Raw genomic sequence first — 18025 nt, forward strand, 5'->3', positions numbered from 1 at the left:
GAATAACTATCATCCCTTCATTAGAGGGTCCTCATAGAAAATTTTTGGCCTAGCCTGCCGGCTCGTGGAGGCAAAATTTTCGTGGAGGTTCCTCTAATGAATTGGGATGATTTATTCATTCTGCAACAGCCCCTTATCATCTTTTAAATTTATAATCTCCTCATAAAATGAATCGACGTCCTTAAATTCTCTATATACAGATGCAAATCTTACATAGGCTACAGGATCTAAGTCTTTTAATTCATCCATGACAAGCTGTCCTATATATGTTGAAGTTACTTCTTTTTTGCCAGTATGATTAACTTTGGTTTCAATATTTTTAGCTACTTCTTCTATTTGATCCATGCTGACAGGTCTTTTTTGACAAGATTTGACAATGCCTGAGATTAACTTTCTTGGGTCAAAAGCCCCCCTTGTGTTGTCTTTTTTGATTATCATGATTGTAGAGTCTTCATACCTTTCATAGGTTGAAAACCTCTTATCACAATCTTCACAGAGTCTTCTTCGTCTAATAGCCCTGTCATCATCAGTTGATCTTGAGTCTAATACCCTTGTATTTTTAGAATCACAATAGGGACATCTCATATTATTTTAAGAAATCAGGAAGCTCTAGGTCATCAAAGAAATTTGATGATTTTCTTTGGCTGTTTTTATTTACGTTATTTGTATTATTTCTTTGAGGAGCTCTTAACTCGTCAGAAGAATTTGATCTATCTGCTCTTCTAGGTCTACCAGCATTGTCAAAACCTGTAGCTATTACTGTGATCTTGATTTCTTCTCCCATTGTTTCATCAGAACCAACACCGAAGATTATATTTGCATCAGAATCTATGTGGTCTCTAATTAATTCAGCTGCTTCATTTGCTTCCATTAGGCCTACTTCTGCGGCTGTTACGTTTAGAAGTACTGCATTAGCTCCTTCTATACTTGTCTCAAGAAGTGGTGAGTTAACAGCGGCTTTTGCAGCATCAACTGCTCTATTTTCTCCGCTTGCTCTACCTATACCCATATGTGCCATACCTTGGTCTGCCATGATTGATTTAACATCTGCAAAGTCAAGGTTGATAACATTTGGTACTGCAATTAGTTCTGATATACCACTTACAGCATCCATAAGTACTTGGTCTGCCATTTGGAAAGCTTCTACCATTGATGTTCTTTTTTCTACAATTTGAAGTAGCTTATCATTTGGTATTGTAATTAGGGTATCTACATTTTCTTTTAATTTTTCAATACCTGATTCAGCTTGGTTTGCTCTTTTTCTACCTTCAAATGAGAATGGTTTTGTAACTACACCTACAGTAAGGATTCCCATTTCTTTAGCAACTTGGGCTACAACTGGTGCTGCACCTGTACCTGTACCACCACCCATTCCGGCTGTGATAAATACCATATCAGCGCCTTTGATTGCTTCTTCTATTTCACTTTTTGATTCTTCTGCTGCCTTTTCACCTACAGATGGATTAGCTCCTGCTCCAAGACCTCTTGTAAGTTTTTCACCTATTTGAAGTCTAATATCAGCGTTTGATCCTTGTAAAGCTTGAAGGTCAGTATTAAGCGCCATAAACTCTACTCCAGATAGGCCATTATCTCTCATCCTGCTGATGGCGTTGTTTCCACCACCACCAACACCAATAACTTTTATCTTAGCTAAAGAATTGTTTTCCATATCATAATTAATGTTTGCCATAAAATCCCCCATCGTTTTCTATTTTTAACTTAGCTAAAATATTAATCTACCACAACTTCAGGATTGTCCCCGTTGTTTAAGTTAATACTTTCTACTTTTTTGCCCTTGCTTTTTATATCGGCTAAAACTTTATTTAGCAATTTAATCTTATATTCAACATTATTTAAATCACCAAACTTAACTTCAATATCTTGTATCATTATACCAATATCAAGTTTATTTTCCAAATTTAACTTACTTACCCTTCCTATCAAAGATGATGCACTTAGCTCTTTAATAAAATTCATACTTGTCTCAGAAGAAGTAAAGTTCTGGCCTATTTCCTTGTTGTAAGAATTTGTATCTATTTCTATAAGTCTATCTGTGTTAATCTTATCTACATCCTTTGTAATAAGTCCATTATTTGTAACATAAATATCTTTATCTTTGATCTTGTAGAGAGGAAAATCTTCTGTAATTTCCACTGATATTATTTTAGGAAATACCTTCCTAACCCTAGCAGACTTAATAAAGCTTAATTTTTTTAATTCTTTTTCACTTTTTTTATAATCATACAATAGGATGTTTTTGCCTACTGGCGACCTTAATTTCTTTATTATCTCAGTATCATCAGTTATTACATTGCCTTGTATGTATATATCCTGAATTTTCATAAAGGGATGAGTATAAAGATTTATAGAAAGCCCTAACAAAAATGCCAAGAAAATAAGGAAGAAGAAAATCTTACTTCTAGGCTTTTCAATTTCTTCCTTACCACGTTTTTTGGCTATATATTTTTTGCTAAAGACCTTTGAACCTTTTTTTATAATTCTGTCATCGTTTTTATTAGTCATTAATCAATTAACTTAGAAATCTCGCTATAAATTTTGTCAGTTGCTGAATTATCAGCGAGTTTATAAGCTTCTTCCCCCATTTTTTGCATAATATCTTTGTTTTCTATTATACTCAATATAGATTCATTTAATAGGTCAGCCTTCAAATCTTTTTCCAAAATCATAAGGCTTGCCCCGTGGTCCATGTAAGTTCTTGCGTTATATTCTTGATGATTTTCTGTTGTATAAGCCTTAGGTATAAGGATTGAAGCCTTGGCAACTGAGGATATTTCTGCAAGACTCATGGCTCCTGATGAAGCAATTATCAAATCTGCTAGTCCATAAAAAAGGTCTATATTATCAATATATTTAAAAACCTTTAGGTACTTGCTAGGAGATGCTTTCTTTACAAAATCATCATAATACCTGTTTCCTGTTTGATGAAGAAGGTAATATTTGCCATCAAGTTTTTTGCTTAGTTCTATAACCGCTTGATTTAAGGCATAAGATCCATTTGATCCACCAAAAGAAAATACTATAGGTATGTCTTCCTCTATTCCAAGGCTTTTTAAGTCTTCTTTGGTGTAGCTGAGATCAAAATTATTTCTAACTGGATTTCCGGTTACTACTATGTTTTTTTGATATTTAAAATGCTTTTTTGCTTCCTCATAAGAAATTAGGACCTTATCAACCCTTTGTGAGAGAAATTTACTAGCCATACCTGGATAAGAATTTGATTCATGAACTATGGCTGGAATATGGGCCCTTGCAGCCTGGTAAAGAATTGGCGCACATACATAGCCCCCTGTTCCTACTACTAATTCTGGTTTAAAATCTTTTATTATTTTCTTAGCCTGGCCAAAGCCCTTTATATTTGCTAAGAGGGATTTAAATAGCCTTTTATTGATTTTCCTAGGTATGCCCATGGCTTCTATAGAATGAAATTCGTAACCATTTTTCTTAGCAATTCTTTCTTCTGGCCCACCTTTTATCCCAACGTAGATTATCTCTACTCCGGGGTTTTCTTCTTTTATTTTATCTCCTATGGCTATGGCTGGATAGATGTGACCACCAGTTCCACCGCCTGTAATTATTGCTCTTTTCATATTTATCCTAACTTTTCTACAAGGGCTTTAAAATCATCTCCTCTTTGCTCATAAGATTTGTACATATCCCATGAAGCAGAGGCTGGAGATAGTAAAACTACATCGCCACTTTTGGCTTCTTTGTAGGCCTGATCTAAGGCTTCTTTCATGTTTTCTACCATGATATAAGAAACTTGTAGGTCCTTGCAGATTTTTTCTATCTTTTGCTTGGTCTCGCCCATAATAATCATAAGCTTACCATTATTCTTGAAAGCTTTAACATATTCGGTGTAGTCGATATGCTTGTCGTATCCACCTGCAATTATTATTATTGGTCTTTCAAAAGATTCTATGGCCTTTACAGAACTATCTACATTTGTCCCCTTAGAGTCGTTGTAATAATCTACTCCGTCAAGAGTTTTTACAAACTCAAGCCTGTGGGCAATTGATTTAAAGGTCTTAATTGACTTAATTATTTCTTCAAGTTTTATCCCATATAGGTAAGTTAATAAAATAGCTGCCATGGCATTTTCATAGTTATGCCTACCTATTACAGAAAGGTCTCTCACATCCAAGATAGCTTTATCTTCATGATTTTCATCTACTAGGTAGATTGTTTTTCCCTTTAGGTAAAGGCCTCTTTCTACCCTTTGTCTGCTTGAGAATTCATAAATTTTTGCCTTAAAGCTTGATTTATGGTCTTGTAAAATCTTATCTTCTTTATTTATTACTAAATAATCTGATTGTCCTTGATTTGCGGCAATTTTTAACTTTGAATTAATATAATCATCAAAGCTTCCGTGCCAATCTATGTGATCTTCGTTTATATTTAAGATTGCAGCATATTTTGGATGGTAATATTTACTATCATGAAGTTGGAAAGATGATAATTCTTCAACAAAGACTCCTTCATTATTGTACATTTGCCATAAAATTCCTTCGCCGATATTTCCTACTGCGTAGGCCTTATGACCTGACTGATTTAAAATATGGTTTACCATCGATGTTGTTGAAGTTTTACCATTTGTACCTGTGATGGCTATTTTTTCCTTTTCAGGAAATAATCTTTGGGATGCCTCGATGTCTGAAATTATTTCATTATTCTTTTCTAAAATCTTTACATACTCATCACTAGGCTTGATTCCTGGCGATTTTAAAACAAATTCAAAATCATAAGTTTCTAAATTAGCGCAAGAAATAGGGCTATATTTATAGCCCTCTAGTTCTTCTATTTTTTCTTTATTTTTATCAAAGGTGTAGACATCATATCCTTTTTTATACAAACATTTTACTGATGATATGCCTGTTACACCTAGTCCATATACTAATACCTTACTCATATTAATGCCACCAAACTTATTAATGATAATACGATAGATACAACAGCAAAGGCTGCTACTATCTTTGATTCTTTGTAACCTTTTAGTTCAAAATGATGATGGATAGGAGTCATAAGAAAGACTCTTTTCTTATTCCTATGCCTATAAGATAAAACCTGGATTATTACAGATAGGGTTTCCATCATATAGACTCCACCAAATATTACTAAATAAATTGGAATTTTAAGATTTATTGCAAGGGCTACGATTGCTCCGCCTATTGCCATTGATCCGGTATCTCCCATAAATACACTTGCTGGGTTGAAGTTAAATACCCAAAATCCTAGAAGACTTCCAAGCATTATTAGAGCAAAAGTTTCATTATTTGTAGCCTTTCCTATTATGCTTAGAGCAATAAACACCGGAATTGATACGCTCACTAAGAGGCCGTCAAGACCATCTGTTAGGTTTGTAGCATTTGTAGTACCTACTATTATAAAGACCATTATAGGAATGCCTATTATTGATACTGGTAGGTAGAAATTAGTAAATGGTATGAGTAACCTTGTTATAGATTCTTTGTCATTTATGAAGGCCAAGATACTTACCAAGATTGCCAGCCCAAATTGGAGGACTAGTTTCTCTTTTGGTTTAAGACCTTCAGATTGTTTTAAAACTAATTTTTTGAAATCATCGATAAAGCCTACCGCTCCAAATCCTACCATTGACACAAGAAGGATGAGAGTTTCCATGCTTTTATCTAAGAAAAATAGACTTAAGATGAAGGCAGAAATTATAAAAATTATTCCTCCCATAGTTGGAGTTCCTGCCTTGGCTAAATGGCTTTTTGGACCAACTGCCCTGATATTTTGACCGATTTTTTTGCTTTTAAGGATTGGAATTATAAAAAATGATAAGCCCAAACTTAAAAATATTCCTAATAAAATTATTAAATACTTATTCATATTACTTCCTAATCAGCAGCTAATTATTATCCTGATAAACCATATCTAAATCTTCTATGGCATATCTTTGAATTCTATTTAAGTCAATGGCTTCATCAAGGCTAGTTTTAAGCCTATCTCTTTGAAGCTCATAGCTTACTATATCTGCCTGTAGTCTATTATACTCAAATCTCTCATTTGACAAATTAATTCTTTTATTTATCAAAAAAGTAGTCATGGCTAATAGCATTGAAAATACAAAGAGACTTATCCAAAATTTCATCATCCTGTCTCTTTTCCTAAGTTTAGCTATATCATAGGCCTTGGACCTTTTAGGTTTTTCTTTTACCTTAAGCCTGACCCTTCCCTTATTATTATTTTTCACTATCTTATATTCTATACGCTCAGCCATATCATATCCTTTGACATACTCTAAGTTTAGCAGGTTTACTCCTAGAGTTAGCTTCTAGTTCTTCTTTGCTCGCTGTGATTGGTTTTTTGGTTATAAGCTTAACCTTTGCCCTATGATCACATACGCAAATTGGAATCTCTGGCGGACAAATACAATCTGTCGCCAAGTCCTTAAATTTATTTTTAACTATCCTATCTTCTAAAGAATGGAAAGTAATTATCGCAAGTCTGCCATCTTTATTTATAAAATCTATAATATCATCAATGGTGTTTTCTAATACGTCTAGCTCTCTGTTTACTGCAATCCTCAAGGCTTGAAATACTCTCTTTTCAGGATGAACTTCATTTTTAAAGTTCGCAGATTTCATAACAATATTTCGGAGTTTGAAAGTGGTATTAATTCTTTCATTTTCGCGATACTTTACTATATTTCTGGCTATGGCTTTTGAAAATCTTTCTTCACCATAGTCAAAAAATATCTTTGTAAGTTCATCCTGAGAGTATTCATTGACAATCTTTTCTGCTGTTAACTCATTTAGCCTATCCATTCTCATATCAAGTGGTCCATCTTTCATATAAGAAAAACCACGCTCAGGATTGTCGATTTGATATGAGCTGACGCCAATGTCCATCAGAGCACCATCGATTTTATTAAAACCCGCCTTAGTTAAGACTTCTTTTATATTTTCAAAATTGGTATTGAAAAATACAACATTTTTATAGTCTTTTAAATTTTCTTTGGCAGCTTTAATGGCAGTTTCATCTTGGTCTATGCCTATAAGAAGTCCCTTATCAGATAATCTTTCAAGGATCATCTTAGAATGACCTCCCTTTCCTAGGGTTAGGTCAGCATAAACTCCATCTGGTTTTATATTTAAATTTTCTATAGTTTCTTTTGCAAGAACTGGTATGTGTTCAAATTTCATATTATTCATCCATTATGTCGGATAAATTCACCTCGACTTCGTTTATATATTCATCCCAAACTTGTCTATCCCATATTTCTATGGTGTTGTTATTGCCAATTATTATGGCCTCATCCGAGATTTTAGCATAGTCCTTTAGATTCTTATTAATCAAGATTCTTCCTTGTTTATCAAGATTCATCTTGACAGTGGAAGAGAAAAACAGTCTTTTTATAGCACGATTTTTCTTATTCTCATATACGAGTTGATCAAGATTTTGGGACCTTTTTTGAAATTCTTCTTCTGTATAAATTACTAAGGAGTTCTCTGGTCCCTTGGTAAGATAGAATTCTTCTCCAAGAGAAGGTCTAAATTCACTAGGCATCATTATTCTATTTTTCGAATCTATCTTATGGATATATTCACCTAGGAACATTTCTTACCACCTTTTACCACAATCTTCCACTTCACTATCATTTTATCCTATATAGGGGAAAAAAGCAAGAAAAAAGACCGGATATAAAACCGGTCAATCTTACTAAACTTATTTAAATTTGATTATTCTTTCAGCTTTCTCTTTAGATTTAGCTTTTTGAAAATAAGGTGGGAGATTATTTTTATTTGCATAGACAAATAAAATTATTCCTACTATTACAAAGCCAATTGAAACTAGCTGGGCAGTTCTAAGACCTAATACATATAGAGAATCTGTCCTAAGACCTTCTACAAAAAACCTCAAAACTCCATAGCCTATAAAATATATGGCTGTTTGCTTGCCCTTGCTTGGATTTTTCTTCCTATAAAATATTAAAAATAAAAATATTAAGAAGTCTCCAATAGATTCATAGAGGAAGGTCGGATGGACCTTGACCCCATCTATTATAATTCCCCAAGGCAAATCTGTTGGCCCACCATGGGCTTCGGCATTTGCAAAGTTGCCCCACCTACCTATGGCTTGCCCTAGGATAAGGGATGGAACCATAACATCTGTAAGATCTAAAAGTGGTATATTCTTATATTTAGCATAAATCCATAAGGCTATAAGGCCTGCAAATATTCCACCATGGATAGCAAGGCCTCCAGCTCTGAAATTAAGTATCTGACTTGGATTTGCTCCATAGTAATCCCATTCAAAGGCCACATACCAAAGCCTTGCTCCGATAATTCCTATTGGTAATATAACAAAAAGAACATCGTAAATGAAGTCTTCTTCAAAGCCCCTTCTTACAAATTCTTTCTTGGCAAATTGAGAGGCAATTAAAATTCCTCCAATTATTATTATGGCATACCAATATATATCTAGGCCAAAAATAGAAAAGGCTACCCTATCTATATTAAATTCCATCTTATTCCTCGCTTGGCATATCCCAATTGTGGTATACTTCTTGGATATCGTCGTGATCTTCTAGAGCATCGATTAATTTGTTTAGCTTTTCATGATGGCTAGGATCTACTTCTATGTTGTTTGCTATATATGAAATATTTGCTCTTTCAATTTCATAGCCCATTTTCTTTAGGCCTTCTACTGCATCATTGAAGTCGCTTACTTCTGTAAGAGCTTCATAAAAGCCATCCAAATCATCAACATCACTTGCACCTGCTTCAAGGGCATCCATCATAAATTGGTCAAAGTCTTTACCCTGGCCATCTACGATTATCTCTCCCTTTCTTTCAAATAAGAACATTACAGATCCGTCTGTTCCAAGATTTCCGCCAAATTTATCAAAGATGTGACGAACATCTGGTGCTGTCCTATTTTTATTATCTGTTAGGCAGTCTACTATAAAGGCTACTCCACCTGGGCCATAGCCTTCATAAACTAGTCTTTCATAGTTTTCTCCGCCTGCTTCACCGCTTGCCTTTTTGATAGCTCTTTCTATGTTGTCATTTGGCATGTTATCAGCCTTAGCCATTTCTATAGCTGTCTTAAGGCTTGCGTTATATTCTGGATCTAGTCCACCTTCTCTGGCTGCTACTGTTATATTTCTAGCGTGTTTGGTAAAAATCTTGCCTCTTTTGGCATCTTCACTACCTTTTTTGTTTTTAATCTTACTCCACTTATTATGTCCTGACATTAAATCCTTCCTTTCTCATAGAGCATTAGCTCTTTTATTTTATTAATTTTTATATTAGCGCTTGTCATATTTATCAGATCTTTTTCAAGCTTTTCGTACTTGTCATGCCTTACATAGATATAAAACTTGACTATATCTGTGTAAGCCTTGTCAATTACTTGATATTTTTCTTCGTTTATATAATTTTCTATCTGACCTAATTGATTATATGACAAAATTAATTCTACTACAAAATAATCCCTTTTGTAAATAAGATTTGGACCAATTGTATCAGCTACTCCTTTTGTATAAGCTCTTACAAGTCCTCCCTTGCCTAAAAGTTTGCCCCCAAAATACCTAGTTACAACTACACATACATTTGTGGCTTCTTCTTTTTCAAGGACCGATAGCATGGGAAGGCCTGCTGATCCTTGGGGCTCGCCATCATCGTTATATCTTTTAATTTCTGGAGTGGTATTTATTATATAAGCTGTACAATTGTGGGTGGCATCCTTATTATCTCCCCTCACCTCTTCAATAAAGGCCAGGGCCTCTTCTTCGCTTTCTACATGCTTGGCCCTTGTAATAAACACAGACTTTTCAACTTCAAATTCTGAAGTCTTAACTCCTTCTATTGTTTTGTAATCACCTGATGATATATTTGTTGAATTTGGCATAATCTTCCTTATTTATTTCAAAAGTAATATTAGTTCCATCGCTGTCATATTCAGTTTCTAATATATCGTAATTAGTCATCATATAATCAAGTACTGCACCTTCGCTAAAGGATATGTGCATCTTTACCCTTGTATAGTCTTCCTTTATGACTTTGACAATCTCATCCTTAAGTCTTATCAAATCCTCATTCTTATGGGCTGATATGAAAATCCTTTCATAGTCACGCTTATAAAGGCTTACAGCTGTCATATCATCGATAAGGTCTATTTTATTAAAGACATAGATAATTTCCTTGCCTTCTAGATTTATTTCATCAAGAGAATTTTCTATGGTCTTGATTTGACCATCAATATTAGAAGATGAATTGATAACAATTAATAGCATATCAGCAAATTTAATTTCTTCAAGAGTTGTTAAGAATGAGTCATTTAACTCCTTAGATAGGTTATCAATAAAACCAACTGTATCTGTAAGGGTAACCTTAGTATTTGAAAAATCAAGTCTTCTGGTTGATGTATCTAGGGTTGCAAATAACAAATCGTCAGAATATACAAATTTTTCCGACCCAAACAGGTTCATCATACCATTTAGAATCGTTGATTTACCAGCATTGGTATAGCCTACTAGGGAAATGTTGAAGGAAGACTCCCTAGATTTTCTATTTGTGACCTTTGTCTTTTCGATATCTTTTAATGATTTTTCAAGGGATTTTATATCTCTAACTATGGCTCTTCTATCAGTTTCAAGCATGGTCTCACCTGGGCCTCTAGTACCGATTCCACCTGCCTGTCTGGATAGGTATGAAAACCACTTATTAATCCTTGGTAATTGATACTTAAGCTGGGCAAGCTTTATCTTAAGCCTAGCCTCACGGGTGTGGGCCCTTTGGGCAAAGATATCAAGGATTAGGCTTGTCCAATCTACAACCTTAAGCTTAAGCTCTTCTTCTAGGTTATATAATTGGCTCGGCGATAATTCGACATCAAAAATTACAGTCTTAACTTCTAAATTTTCAGCAAGCTCTCTTATCTCTTCAAGCTTGCCCTTGCCAATATAAAATCTCGGATTAACCTTAGTTACAACTTGGCTAACAAAAGCAACAGGCTTTCCACCTGCTGTATTTATCAAAGATTCTAATTCATATATTTTAATTTCTTCGTCATCATCCCTGCTAAGGACATTGACTTGTATTACTTCCTGCATATAATTCCTTTCCCTAAAGATTATACTTTTATCTAAAATTTAATAAAGTATGGAACTTACCTGCAAAAAATGATAAAATAGATATAGGTATAATTTACGAAATATAAAAAAATACAAATGGAGGCCATATGCATAAAAAAGCAGCCGCTATTATCATAAAAATCTTACTGATAGTAATACTATTTTTAGGATCGATTATGGTAATATTTGCAGGTATAACAGGTGGTGCAATACTTGAAGTCATGAAGAGTGCACCAGAAATCGATGCTGACGCTATAAAAAATGAAATGAGTCAAAACTCTGTCATTGTCGATGAAGATGGCAATGAAGTAGATGCTATTGCTACAAGCCAATATAGGGAGATAGTTGACTATAACAAAATCCCTGATGACCTTAAAAACGCCTTTGTAGCAGTAGAGGATGAAAGATTTTATGAACACAAGGGAATTGACCCTATATCAATCCTAGGTTCAATGGTAGAAAACCTAAGGGCAGGAGGCATTGTAAGGGGTGGTTCTACCATCACCCAACAACTTGCTAGAAATACTTATCTTAGCAACGATCAAACCTATCAAAGAAAGATAAAAGAGATTTATCTAGCCCTAGAAATAGAAGAGCACCTAAGCAAGGAAGAAATCCTAGGCGCCTACTTAAACAGAGTCTTTATGGGCCAAAACACCTATGGAGTCCAGGCCGCAGCCAAGACCTACTTTAATAAGGATGTCTCAGAGTTAACTTTAGCCCAATGTGCCGCCCTTGCAGGAATTGTCCAATCTCCTTCGGAAAACTCTCTCTATAAGTCTTTAAAGACCAGTGAAGTGACAAATGAAAAAGTCCTCGGTGAATTTACCATAGACGGGACAAAATATTCTGCCGTCTATAACGAAGCTCCAATAAAACGTGAAGTCTATATACTTGATAAAATGTTAGAACTTGGATATATAGATAAAAAAGCCTACGATAATGCAATAAAATTTGATGTAGCCAAATCTATAGAACCTGCTGAAAGAACAAATACAGAAATTGCCTCATATTTCAATTCCCTACTTGAAAAACAAGTCGTAGCCAAACTTATGGATAAGCTAAATATGAGTGAAAACCAAGCCTGGGATAGGCTCTACTATGGCGGTTTAAAAATCACAACAACAATAGATACAGAGATGCAAAAAAATCTAGAAGATATCTATAGCAATTTCTCATCCTACCTAATGGGAAATACTTCAGGTTGGGATGTCGCTCCCCTACTTAAGATGAAATACGATAAATGGGGAAACATCATAAATGATGAGGGCAAACTCTTATATTATTCAAAAAGTAATTTCTTAAATGAGAATAACGATATAAGACTATCCCCAGAAGAAGCCCACATGGATGATAAGGGAAATATAGTCCTAACAACAAATAAGGCCTATCTAGACCAAGCAAAGCTAGTATTTAGAAACTACTATTCCTTAGATGATGAAAATAAAAACCTAAGAACCCACAGGACTGGAAATATAGACCTAGGTTCAAATAAAAATATCTATCTAGACGATGAAAATAATATAGTAATAGCAAAATCCTACCTAAAAGATAATCAAAAGCTATTTACATCTTATGATGATGGTAGTTTTTCAATAGATAAGGACTACTATGACATAGACCTTGAAGGAACAATCCAGCCACAGTCATCAACTGTAATAATTGACCAAGCAAATGGCCAAATTAAGGCAATTATGGGTGGACGTGACCAAAAAGGTATGAGAATCCTAGACAGGGCATCATCAGTCCCAAGACAACCTGGCTCATCAATAAAGCCAATCGCAACCTACACCCCAGCCCTAGACAATGGTTTTAACCTAGCAACAGGTGTAGATGATGTGCCACAAATGCTAAATGAAGATAACAAGCCTTGGCCAAACAACGTCTACGAATACTATATGGGTGTAAAACCGATAAGAGAGGCTATTAAAATGTCATCAAACACAATAGCAGTCTCTACCCTAGATCAGATAGGAATAGATACATCCTTAAAATACCTCAAAAACTTTGGCATAATCAAAGATAACGGATTTGACAACTTCGTAAGCTCTGATGAAGACAAAGAAATAAACGATGAGAATCTCGCAGCCCTAGGTCTTGGAGCCATGACCCGTGGCCTAACAGCCCTAGATATGACAGGAGCCTATTCAGCCCTTGCCAACCACGGCAAATACCAAGAACCACTAACATTTTCAAAAATTGTGGATTCAACAGGCAAGGTCCTATTTGAAGAAAAAGAAAAAGTAAGTCACGATGTAACAAGTCCAGAAACAGCCTACCAAATAACATCAGCTCTACAAGATGCTGGTAAGTTCTATGGCAATATCTACCTAAATGGAACAGAATTTGCTACAAAAACAGGTACAACAGATGACAACAACGACTTCTGGTGCCTAGGCTATACCCCATACTACACAGTAGGAATCTGGATGGGATGCGATGATCAAAATATATCATTAACAGGTACATCAGCAGAAAGAGCAGCCCTCATGTGGAATGTAATAAATAACAAAATTCTAGAAGGCTATGAAGCTGCTAAATTTGAAATACCTAAGGGAATTGTATCTATGAAAGTAGACACAATGAGTGGAAAACTACCAACAGATGCATCATATGCAGACCCAAGAGGAATAGTAATCACAGAAATCTTTGGACCAAATAACAAGCCAACTGAAGAAGACGATGTGCACGAGTGGGTAAATGTAGACTCAAGAAACAATCTCTTAGTAAGTGATCTAACACCTAGTGGATATATAGTCTCAAGGTCATTTATAAATCCAAAAAGCAATTATGATCCAAGTAAGTTCAACAATATCTATCCAAAAGATTGGAATCAAAGAGTTCCAAAAACTTATTCTAACTTAGGAGAACCAGAACCTGAGGAGGAAGAAGATGAAAAAGATAAAGATAAAGATAAAGAAAAGGATAAGGACAAAAAATCTGACAAAGATAAGGAAAAACCAAAAGACCAAGAACCAAAGGAAGAAAATCCAGAAAATCCACAACCATAGAAAAACCGCTTGGAATGATAAAACATTCCAAGCGGTTTTATTTATTAATTACTTATTTCGTCCTTGGATAAGGCCAAGTACAAATAATAAAATCACTGCACCGACAATGGCTGTAATGATTTGGCCAAAAGTACCTGCGGCATAGTTTTTAAATATGAAATTACCTAAATAACCTCCAAGTATACCTACAAATATATTAGCAATGCCTCCCATTTCGGCATCTCTTTTCATAATTCTACTAGCAATCCAACCTGCTAGAGCTCCTATAATTAGAGTCATAATAAATCCGTAATTTCCCATAATTACTCCTTTCGTATTCAAAATTTCAAAGAAATTAATGTAATATTTACTACAATATATTTATATCCATTTTTAGACTTTTTAAACATTTAATATTATATATATAAACCAAATTTCCTTATCTTTATGGTATAATAATCCTGGAAGGTGAAGTATGGAAAAGATAAATATTTTAATTATAGAAGATGAAGAAAGCATAAATAATATAGTAAAATCCTACCTAGCAAAGGAAGGCTACGGAGTATTTCAAGCCTACAATGGTGAAGAAGGTCTAAAATTATTTTTAAATGAAGATATTGACCTAGTCATCCTAGACTTGATGTTACCAAAACTTCCTGGTGAGGAGGTCATAAAGGAAATCAGAAATAGGTCGCAAGTACCTGTAATCATGCTATCAGCAAAGGTTGAAGAAGATGATAAGGTCAAGGGCCTAAGACTTGGGGCAGATGATTATATAACCAAGCCATTTTCTGCAAGAGAATTAATAGAAAGAATAAAGGCAATACTCAGAAGAATTGAAAAATACAACATACCAAGGGCTGACATAATTAAAACCCTAGATGGCAGGCTTGAGATGGACCTTAAGTACAATAGATTTTTCAAAGATGGTGAGGAAATCTATCTAACCAAAAACGAATTTTCAATACTTAAGACCCTATTTTCAAACCCTAACAAGATCTATACCAGAGATGAGATAATCCAAATAACCTTTGGCTATGACTACGACGCCTACGATAGGGCCATCGATACCCATATCAAAAATATCAGACAAAAAATAGAAGATAATCCCAAAAAACCACAATATATCAAGACAATTTATGGGATGGGCTACAAGTCCGGTGGCATAGATGACAACTCTCAAGAATAAGATAATTAAAAACTTTATAGCAGGAATCCTCTCTTGTATCTTAGTTTTTTCAATTCTTATCACCCTGATGGTTACAATCAATTATAACGACTTGTTTAAGCAATTAGACGATAAAAGACCAAATGAAATCTCTGATCAATTCATCAGACTTAATAACGATAAGGATGTTTCCAGCAAATTTATGTGGTCTTACCTAGAAAATATGGCCCATGATTCAAAGGTAGATATTGAATATTACGGTGAGGATGGAAAATTAATAAAACATTTGGAAGGTCGCGATAAGGATGATAATTCTAAGATTTTATCCAAAGAATATAATATCATCGATGATACGACCAATCTTAATGCTGGTAAAATTATAATCCGATACAATAGGGATTTAACTGGTATAAATGAATTAAAAAACAACTTTACCCAAGCTGTAATTTATGCTATTACAATTTCCCTTGCCATAGGCACAGTTATAGCTATAATTCTATCTACCAATATATCAAATCCTATCACATCAATTGGCGAATCAACCCTTGCCATCAAGGAAGGCGTCTATGATCAGATTGAAGAAGAAACAGATATAAGAGAGATTGAAAATTTAAAAGACAATATAAATTTCCTTTCAAACAACCTACAAAAGCAAGAATCCATAAGGAAGCAATATGCCCAAGACATCTCCCATGAGCTTAGGACTCCCCTCACCAATCTGAAGCTTACAATCGAAGCCATGAAAGATGGGATAATAGAAGCAGATGACTCTACTTTTGACACCCTAAGCAAGGAAATTGTAAGGCTTGAAGGCCTTATAGTTGGCCTAAAGAATACCTTTGAAGAAAATGTATCCCATTCAGTTTTATCAAAATCAATGGTTGACCTAACAGAGCTTATAATATACATTGGAAAAAGCTTCAATGCCAAGGCAAGACTTAATAACATCAGGATAAATACTATAGCTGATAAAAATGTAAAGCTTTATACCGATAGGGATAAATTAAGCCAAATCATTCAAAACCTAGTATCAAACGCCATCAAGGCGATTGGGAAAAATGGTACAATAGACCTAATCCTAAGGGAAGATGAGAAAGAAATCCAAATAAGCGTTAAGGATAGCGGAATAGGTATAAAAGAAGAAGATATACCAAGGATTTTTGACAGGTTTTATAGGGTCGAAGATGCTAGAAATACCAAGGATAATGGTGTTGGCCTAGGACTTGCTATAACCAAAAACTTTGTCCTTGCCCTAGAAGGTAAGATTAGAGTCAAATCCAAACTAGGTTTTGGAAGCGAATTTACAGTAGTCTTTGAAAAAAACAACAGGATGAACAATGACAAGAAAAAAGACAAGTACCTCTAGGAGGTCTAAAAGAGAAAGAAATAGGAATTCTAGACCTGAAAAACAAATAAGGGTTGTTAAAGATAGAAAAAATAGGGATAGATCCGCCAAGGCCCGCCTTAGAAGAAGGAAGGAAAGACAAAGAGCCTATAGGAGAAGAAGGATAACGCTCCTATCCCTCCTAATCCTTGCTATCCTTATCCCAAGTTTTTTAGTCTATAAAAAATTATCTACCTATAAATACATGGATTATCCAGCCTTTAGGGATGAAGTTTTAGATGACCTAGCAAATGAGGCCTTCGTTACTTCAACAGAAGGCAGGAGCCTAACAAGTGCTGAAAAGTCTAATGATTTCAATCAGCTTATAGAATACATGACCAAAAACTATGCAGTAGATAAGAACAATAGGACCTCTTATGAAGAATTTATCAAACAAAGTGATGCCTATAAGAAAAAAATTGCAAATTCCAAAACCGATCAAGAGTTTTTCACGATTTTGGGTAATTATCTATCACTATTAAATGACCCTGCTTGCAAAATCCTAGATAAGGATACCTACGATGACCTCTTTGATTATTATAAAAACAAGGGCCAATCTAATATCAAAACCAGTCTAGAAAACCCTCAGGTAGTAAATAGGTATAAGCGAATCATAAATGACAAGAATACCAGTCAGGCAAGCGTAGCCATCGAATCGGCGACCACCCTCAGAATTAGTTTGCCAAGCTTTAAGGTCAAAGAACTTGACACTATAATTGATGAAATCATAAAGGCAGTTACTTCCCAGCCATCTATTACCAAGATTATTATAGATTTAGAAGAAAACTCCTCAATAAATTATCTATTTGTAAATGAATTTGCAAAATACCTTATTCATCAGGATTATTCTTACGAAGATATATTTTATTACAGGGGCTCTCTTTTAGGAAGAAACCTAGAAGATATCAAGAATTCAAGCGATTCTAACTACCAAACCCCTTATATCAAAAATCAGGCAAATAAGACTAAGGAAGATATAAGCGCATTTAACGTCGATGATTATTCTTATTACGACAAGGTATCTCTTAAAATAAAAAAAGACTCCACCTTTGCTAATAGGGGTATCTATATCTTAACTAATTCTAATACAGCCAATGAGGCTATAAGACTTGCTGCAATATTAAAAGATTCAGGAGCATATGTTGTTAAAAACGCTCTAGATCCTAATCCAAATATGAATGATAGGATTTACAATATGATGCCAAGCCTCTTAGTCCTTGACCACTCAGGTCTTATAGTGAGTATGACTACAGCAAGAGAAAAAAGTGAAAATAAGTACATTGAATATAACCAAAGAATCAATTCGAAAAATCCAGTAGGAAGTATCCTATCGATAGCTGGTTAAAGATTAATAATATTTA

At 34.6% G+C, this 18025-nt stretch carries 18 protein-coding genes; 4 read left to right on the forward strand and 14 right to left on the reverse strand.

What is annotated here, in order from left to right; all coding sequences use genetic code 11:
• Positions 1-111: 111 nt before the first annotated feature.
• From nrdR to hflX, 13 genes are all read right to left on the reverse strand, one after another.
• Entirely contained in the window at positions 112-585 is a 474-nt protein-coding gene (gene nrdR / locus RRB46_RS00810) for a transcriptional regulator NrdR (RefSeq protein ID WP_311537138.1), read from the reverse strand.
• A gap of 1 nt (position 586) precedes the next feature.
• Positions 587-1690 carry a cell division protein FtsZ gene (gene ftsZ / locus RRB46_RS00815; protein WP_297688672.1) on the reverse strand — a complete coding sequence of 368 codons (1104 nt, stop codon included), beginning with the start codon at positions 1688-1690 and terminating at the stop codon, positions 587-589.
• Positions 1691-1731: 41 nt separating this feature from the next.
• Entirely contained in the window at positions 1732-2523 is a 792-nt protein-coding gene (locus RRB46_RS00820) for an FtsQ-type POTRA domain-containing protein (RefSeq protein WP_311537139.1), read from the reverse strand.
• Positions 2523-3608, reverse strand: coding sequence for an undecaprenyldiphospho-muramoylpentapeptide beta-N-acetylglucosaminyltransferase (murG, locus tag RRB46_RS00825; RefSeq protein WP_311537140.1), 1086 nt, complete (start codon positions 3606-3608; stop codon positions 2523-2525). Before murG ends, RRB46_RS00820 begins: the two co-directional genes overlap by 1 nt.
• Before the next feature lie 2 nt (positions 3609-3610).
• Positions 3611-4927: a UDP-N-acetylmuramoyl-L-alanine--D-glutamate ligase gene (murD, locus tag RRB46_RS00830; protein WP_311537141.1), complete on the reverse strand. Its 1317-nt coding sequence runs from the start codon at positions 4925-4927 to the stop codon at positions 3611-3613.
• Positions 4924-5871 (reverse strand): phospho-N-acetylmuramoyl-pentapeptide-transferase, encoded by a 948-nt coding sequence (gene mraY, locus RRB46_RS00835; RefSeq protein WP_311537142.1) that lies wholly within the window; start codon positions 5869-5871, stop codon positions 4924-4926. Before mraY ends, murD begins: the two co-directional genes overlap by 4 nt.
• Positions 5872-5890: 19 nt before the next feature.
• A complete protein-coding gene (locus RRB46_RS00840; RefSeq protein WP_296127009.1) occupies positions 5891-6262 on the reverse strand; it encodes a hypothetical protein in 372 nt (123 codons plus the stop codon).
• 1 nt (position 6263) lies between these two features.
• Positions 6264-7187 (reverse strand): 16S rRNA (cytosine(1402)-N(4))-methyltransferase RsmH, encoded by a 924-nt coding sequence (rsmH, locus tag RRB46_RS00845; protein ID WP_296127007.1) that lies wholly within the window; start codon positions 7185-7187, stop codon positions 6264-6266.
• A 1-nt stretch (position 7188) separates the two neighbouring features.
• Entirely contained in the window at positions 7189-7602 is a 414-nt protein-coding gene (gene mraZ, locus RRB46_RS00850; protein WP_296127006.1) for a division/cell wall cluster transcriptional repressor MraZ, read from the reverse strand.
• Between the two features lie 108 nt (positions 7603-7710).
• Positions 7711-8511: a prolipoprotein diacylglyceryl transferase gene (lgt, locus tag RRB46_RS00855; protein ID WP_311537143.1), complete on the reverse strand. Its 801-nt coding sequence runs from the start codon at positions 8509-8511 to the stop codon at positions 7711-7713.
• 1 nt (position 8512) lies between these two features.
• Positions 8513-9241 carry a YebC/PmpR family DNA-binding transcriptional regulator gene (locus tag RRB46_RS00860; RefSeq protein WP_311537144.1) on the reverse strand — a complete coding sequence of 243 codons (729 nt, stop codon included), beginning with the start codon at positions 9239-9241 and terminating at the stop codon, positions 8513-8515.
• Positions 9241-9897, reverse strand: coding sequence for a YigZ family protein (locus tag RRB46_RS00865; protein WP_311537145.1), 657 nt, complete (start codon positions 9895-9897; stop codon positions 9241-9243). The genes RRB46_RS00860 and RRB46_RS00865 overlap by 1 nt, the downstream gene beginning before the upstream one ends.
• Entirely contained in the window at positions 9866-11101 is a 1236-nt protein-coding gene (hflX, locus tag RRB46_RS00870; RefSeq protein WP_311537146.1) for a GTPase HflX, read from the reverse strand. Before hflX ends, RRB46_RS00865 begins: the two co-directional genes overlap by 32 nt.
• Before the next feature lie 128 nt (positions 11102-11229).
• On the opposite strand from hflX, the gene RRB46_RS00875 reads away from it, so the two are divergent.
• Positions 11230-14133, forward strand: a complete 2904-nt coding sequence (locus tag RRB46_RS00875) for a transglycosylase domain-containing protein (protein WP_311537147.1) — start codon at positions 11230-11232, stop codon at positions 14131-14133.
• 48 nt (positions 14134-14181) lie between these two features.
• Here the strand turns inward: RRB46_RS00875 and RRB46_RS00880 are convergent, their stop codons facing one another.
• The gene (locus RRB46_RS00880) at positions 14182-14433 is read right to left on the reverse strand and encodes a GlsB/YeaQ/YmgE family stress response membrane protein (RefSeq protein ID WP_106460646.1); all 252 of its coding nucleotides are present in this window, start codon (positions 14431-14433) and stop codon (positions 14182-14184) included.
• A 154-nt stretch (positions 14434-14587) separates the two neighbouring features.
• Here RRB46_RS00880 and RRB46_RS00885 point away from each other — a divergent pair, with 154 nt between their 5' ends.
• From RRB46_RS00885 to RRB46_RS00895, 3 genes are read left to right on the forward strand one after another with little or no spacing between them, the layout of a single operon-like run.
• Positions 14588-15301: a response regulator transcription factor gene (locus RRB46_RS00885; protein ID WP_311537148.1), complete on the forward strand. Its 714-nt coding sequence runs from the start codon at positions 14588-14590 to the stop codon at positions 15299-15301.
• Positions 15282-16646, forward strand: a complete 1365-nt coding sequence (locus tag RRB46_RS00890) for a HAMP domain-containing sensor histidine kinase (RefSeq protein WP_311537149.1) — start codon at positions 15282-15284, stop codon at positions 16644-16646. The genes RRB46_RS00885 and RRB46_RS00890 overlap by 20 nt, the downstream gene beginning before the upstream one ends.
• On the forward strand, positions 16618-18009 hold the full coding sequence (locus tag RRB46_RS00895) for a peptidase S41 (RefSeq protein WP_311537150.1): 1392 nt from the start codon (positions 16618-16620) through the stop codon (positions 18007-18009). Before RRB46_RS00890 ends, RRB46_RS00895 begins: the two co-directional genes overlap by 29 nt.
• Positions 18010-18025: the final 16 nt, after the last annotated feature.

It is taken from the genome of uncultured Anaerococcus sp., assembly GCF_963512375.1.
Lineage (GTDB): Bacteria > Bacillota > Clostridia > Tissierellales > Peptoniphilaceae > Anaerococcus.

Excerpts from the sequence above, each read along its gene's own strand:
- nrdR (WP_311537138.1), bottom strand. The coding sequence starts at position 585 with ATGAGATGTCCCTATTGTGATTCTAAAAATACAAGGGTATTAGACTCA.
- ftsZ (WP_297688672.1), bottom strand. The coding sequence starts at position 1,690 with ATGGCAAACATTAATTATGATATGGAAAACAATTCTTTAGCTAAGATA.
- RRB46_RS00820 (WP_311537139.1), bottom strand. The coding sequence starts at position 2,523 with ATGACTAATAAAAACGATGACAGAATTATAAAAAAAGGTTCAAAGGTC.
- murG (WP_311537140.1), bottom strand. The coding sequence starts at position 3,608 with ATGAAAAGAGCAATAATTACAGGCGGTGGAACTGGTGGTCACATCTAT.
- murD (WP_311537141.1), bottom strand. The coding sequence starts at position 4,927 with ATGAGTAAGGTATTAGTATATGGACTAGGTGTAACAGGCATATCATCA.
- mraY (WP_311537142.1), bottom strand. The coding sequence starts at position 5,871 with ATGAATAAGTATTTAATAATTTTATTAGGAATATTTTTAAGTTTGGGC.
- RRB46_RS00840 (WP_296127009.1), bottom strand. The coding sequence starts at position 6,262 with ATGGCTGAGCGTATAGAATATAAGATAGTGAAAAATAATAATAAGGGA.
- rsmH (WP_296127007.1), bottom strand. The coding sequence starts at position 7,187 with ATGAAATTTGAACACATACCAGTTCTTGCAAAAGAAACTATAGAAAAT.
- mraZ (WP_296127006.1), bottom strand. The coding sequence starts at position 7,602 with ATGTTCCTAGGTGAATATATCCATAAGATAGATTCGAAAAATAGAATA.
- lgt (WP_311537143.1), bottom strand. The coding sequence starts at position 8,511 with ATGGAATTTAATATAGATAGGGTAGCCTTTTCTATTTTTGGCCTAGAT.
- RRB46_RS00860 (WP_311537144.1), bottom strand. The coding sequence starts at position 9,241 with ATGTCAGGACATAATAAGTGGAGTAAGATTAAAAACAAAAAAGGTAGT.
- RRB46_RS00865 (WP_311537145.1), bottom strand. The coding sequence starts at position 9,897 with ATGCCAAATTCAACAAATATATCATCAGGTGATTACAAAACAATAGAA.
- hflX (WP_311537146.1), bottom strand. The coding sequence starts at position 11,101 with ATGCAGGAAGTAATACAAGTCAATGTCCTTAGCAGGGATGATGACGAA.
- RRB46_RS00875 (WP_311537147.1), top strand. The coding sequence starts at position 11,230 with ATGCATAAAAAAGCAGCCGCTATTATCATAAAAATCTTACTGATAGTA.
- RRB46_RS00880 (WP_106460646.1), bottom strand. The coding sequence starts at position 14,433 with ATGGGAAATTACGGATTTATTATGACTCTAATTATAGGAGCTCTAGCA.
- RRB46_RS00885 (WP_311537148.1), top strand. The coding sequence starts at position 14,588 with ATGGAAAAGATAAATATTTTAATTATAGAAGATGAAGAAAGCATAAAT.
- RRB46_RS00890 (WP_311537149.1), top strand. The coding sequence starts at position 15,282 with ATGACAACTCTCAAGAATAAGATAATTAAAAACTTTATAGCAGGAATC.
- RRB46_RS00895 (WP_311537150.1), top strand. The coding sequence starts at position 16,618 with ATGACAAGAAAAAAGACAAGTACCTCTAGGAGGTCTAAAAGAGAAAGA.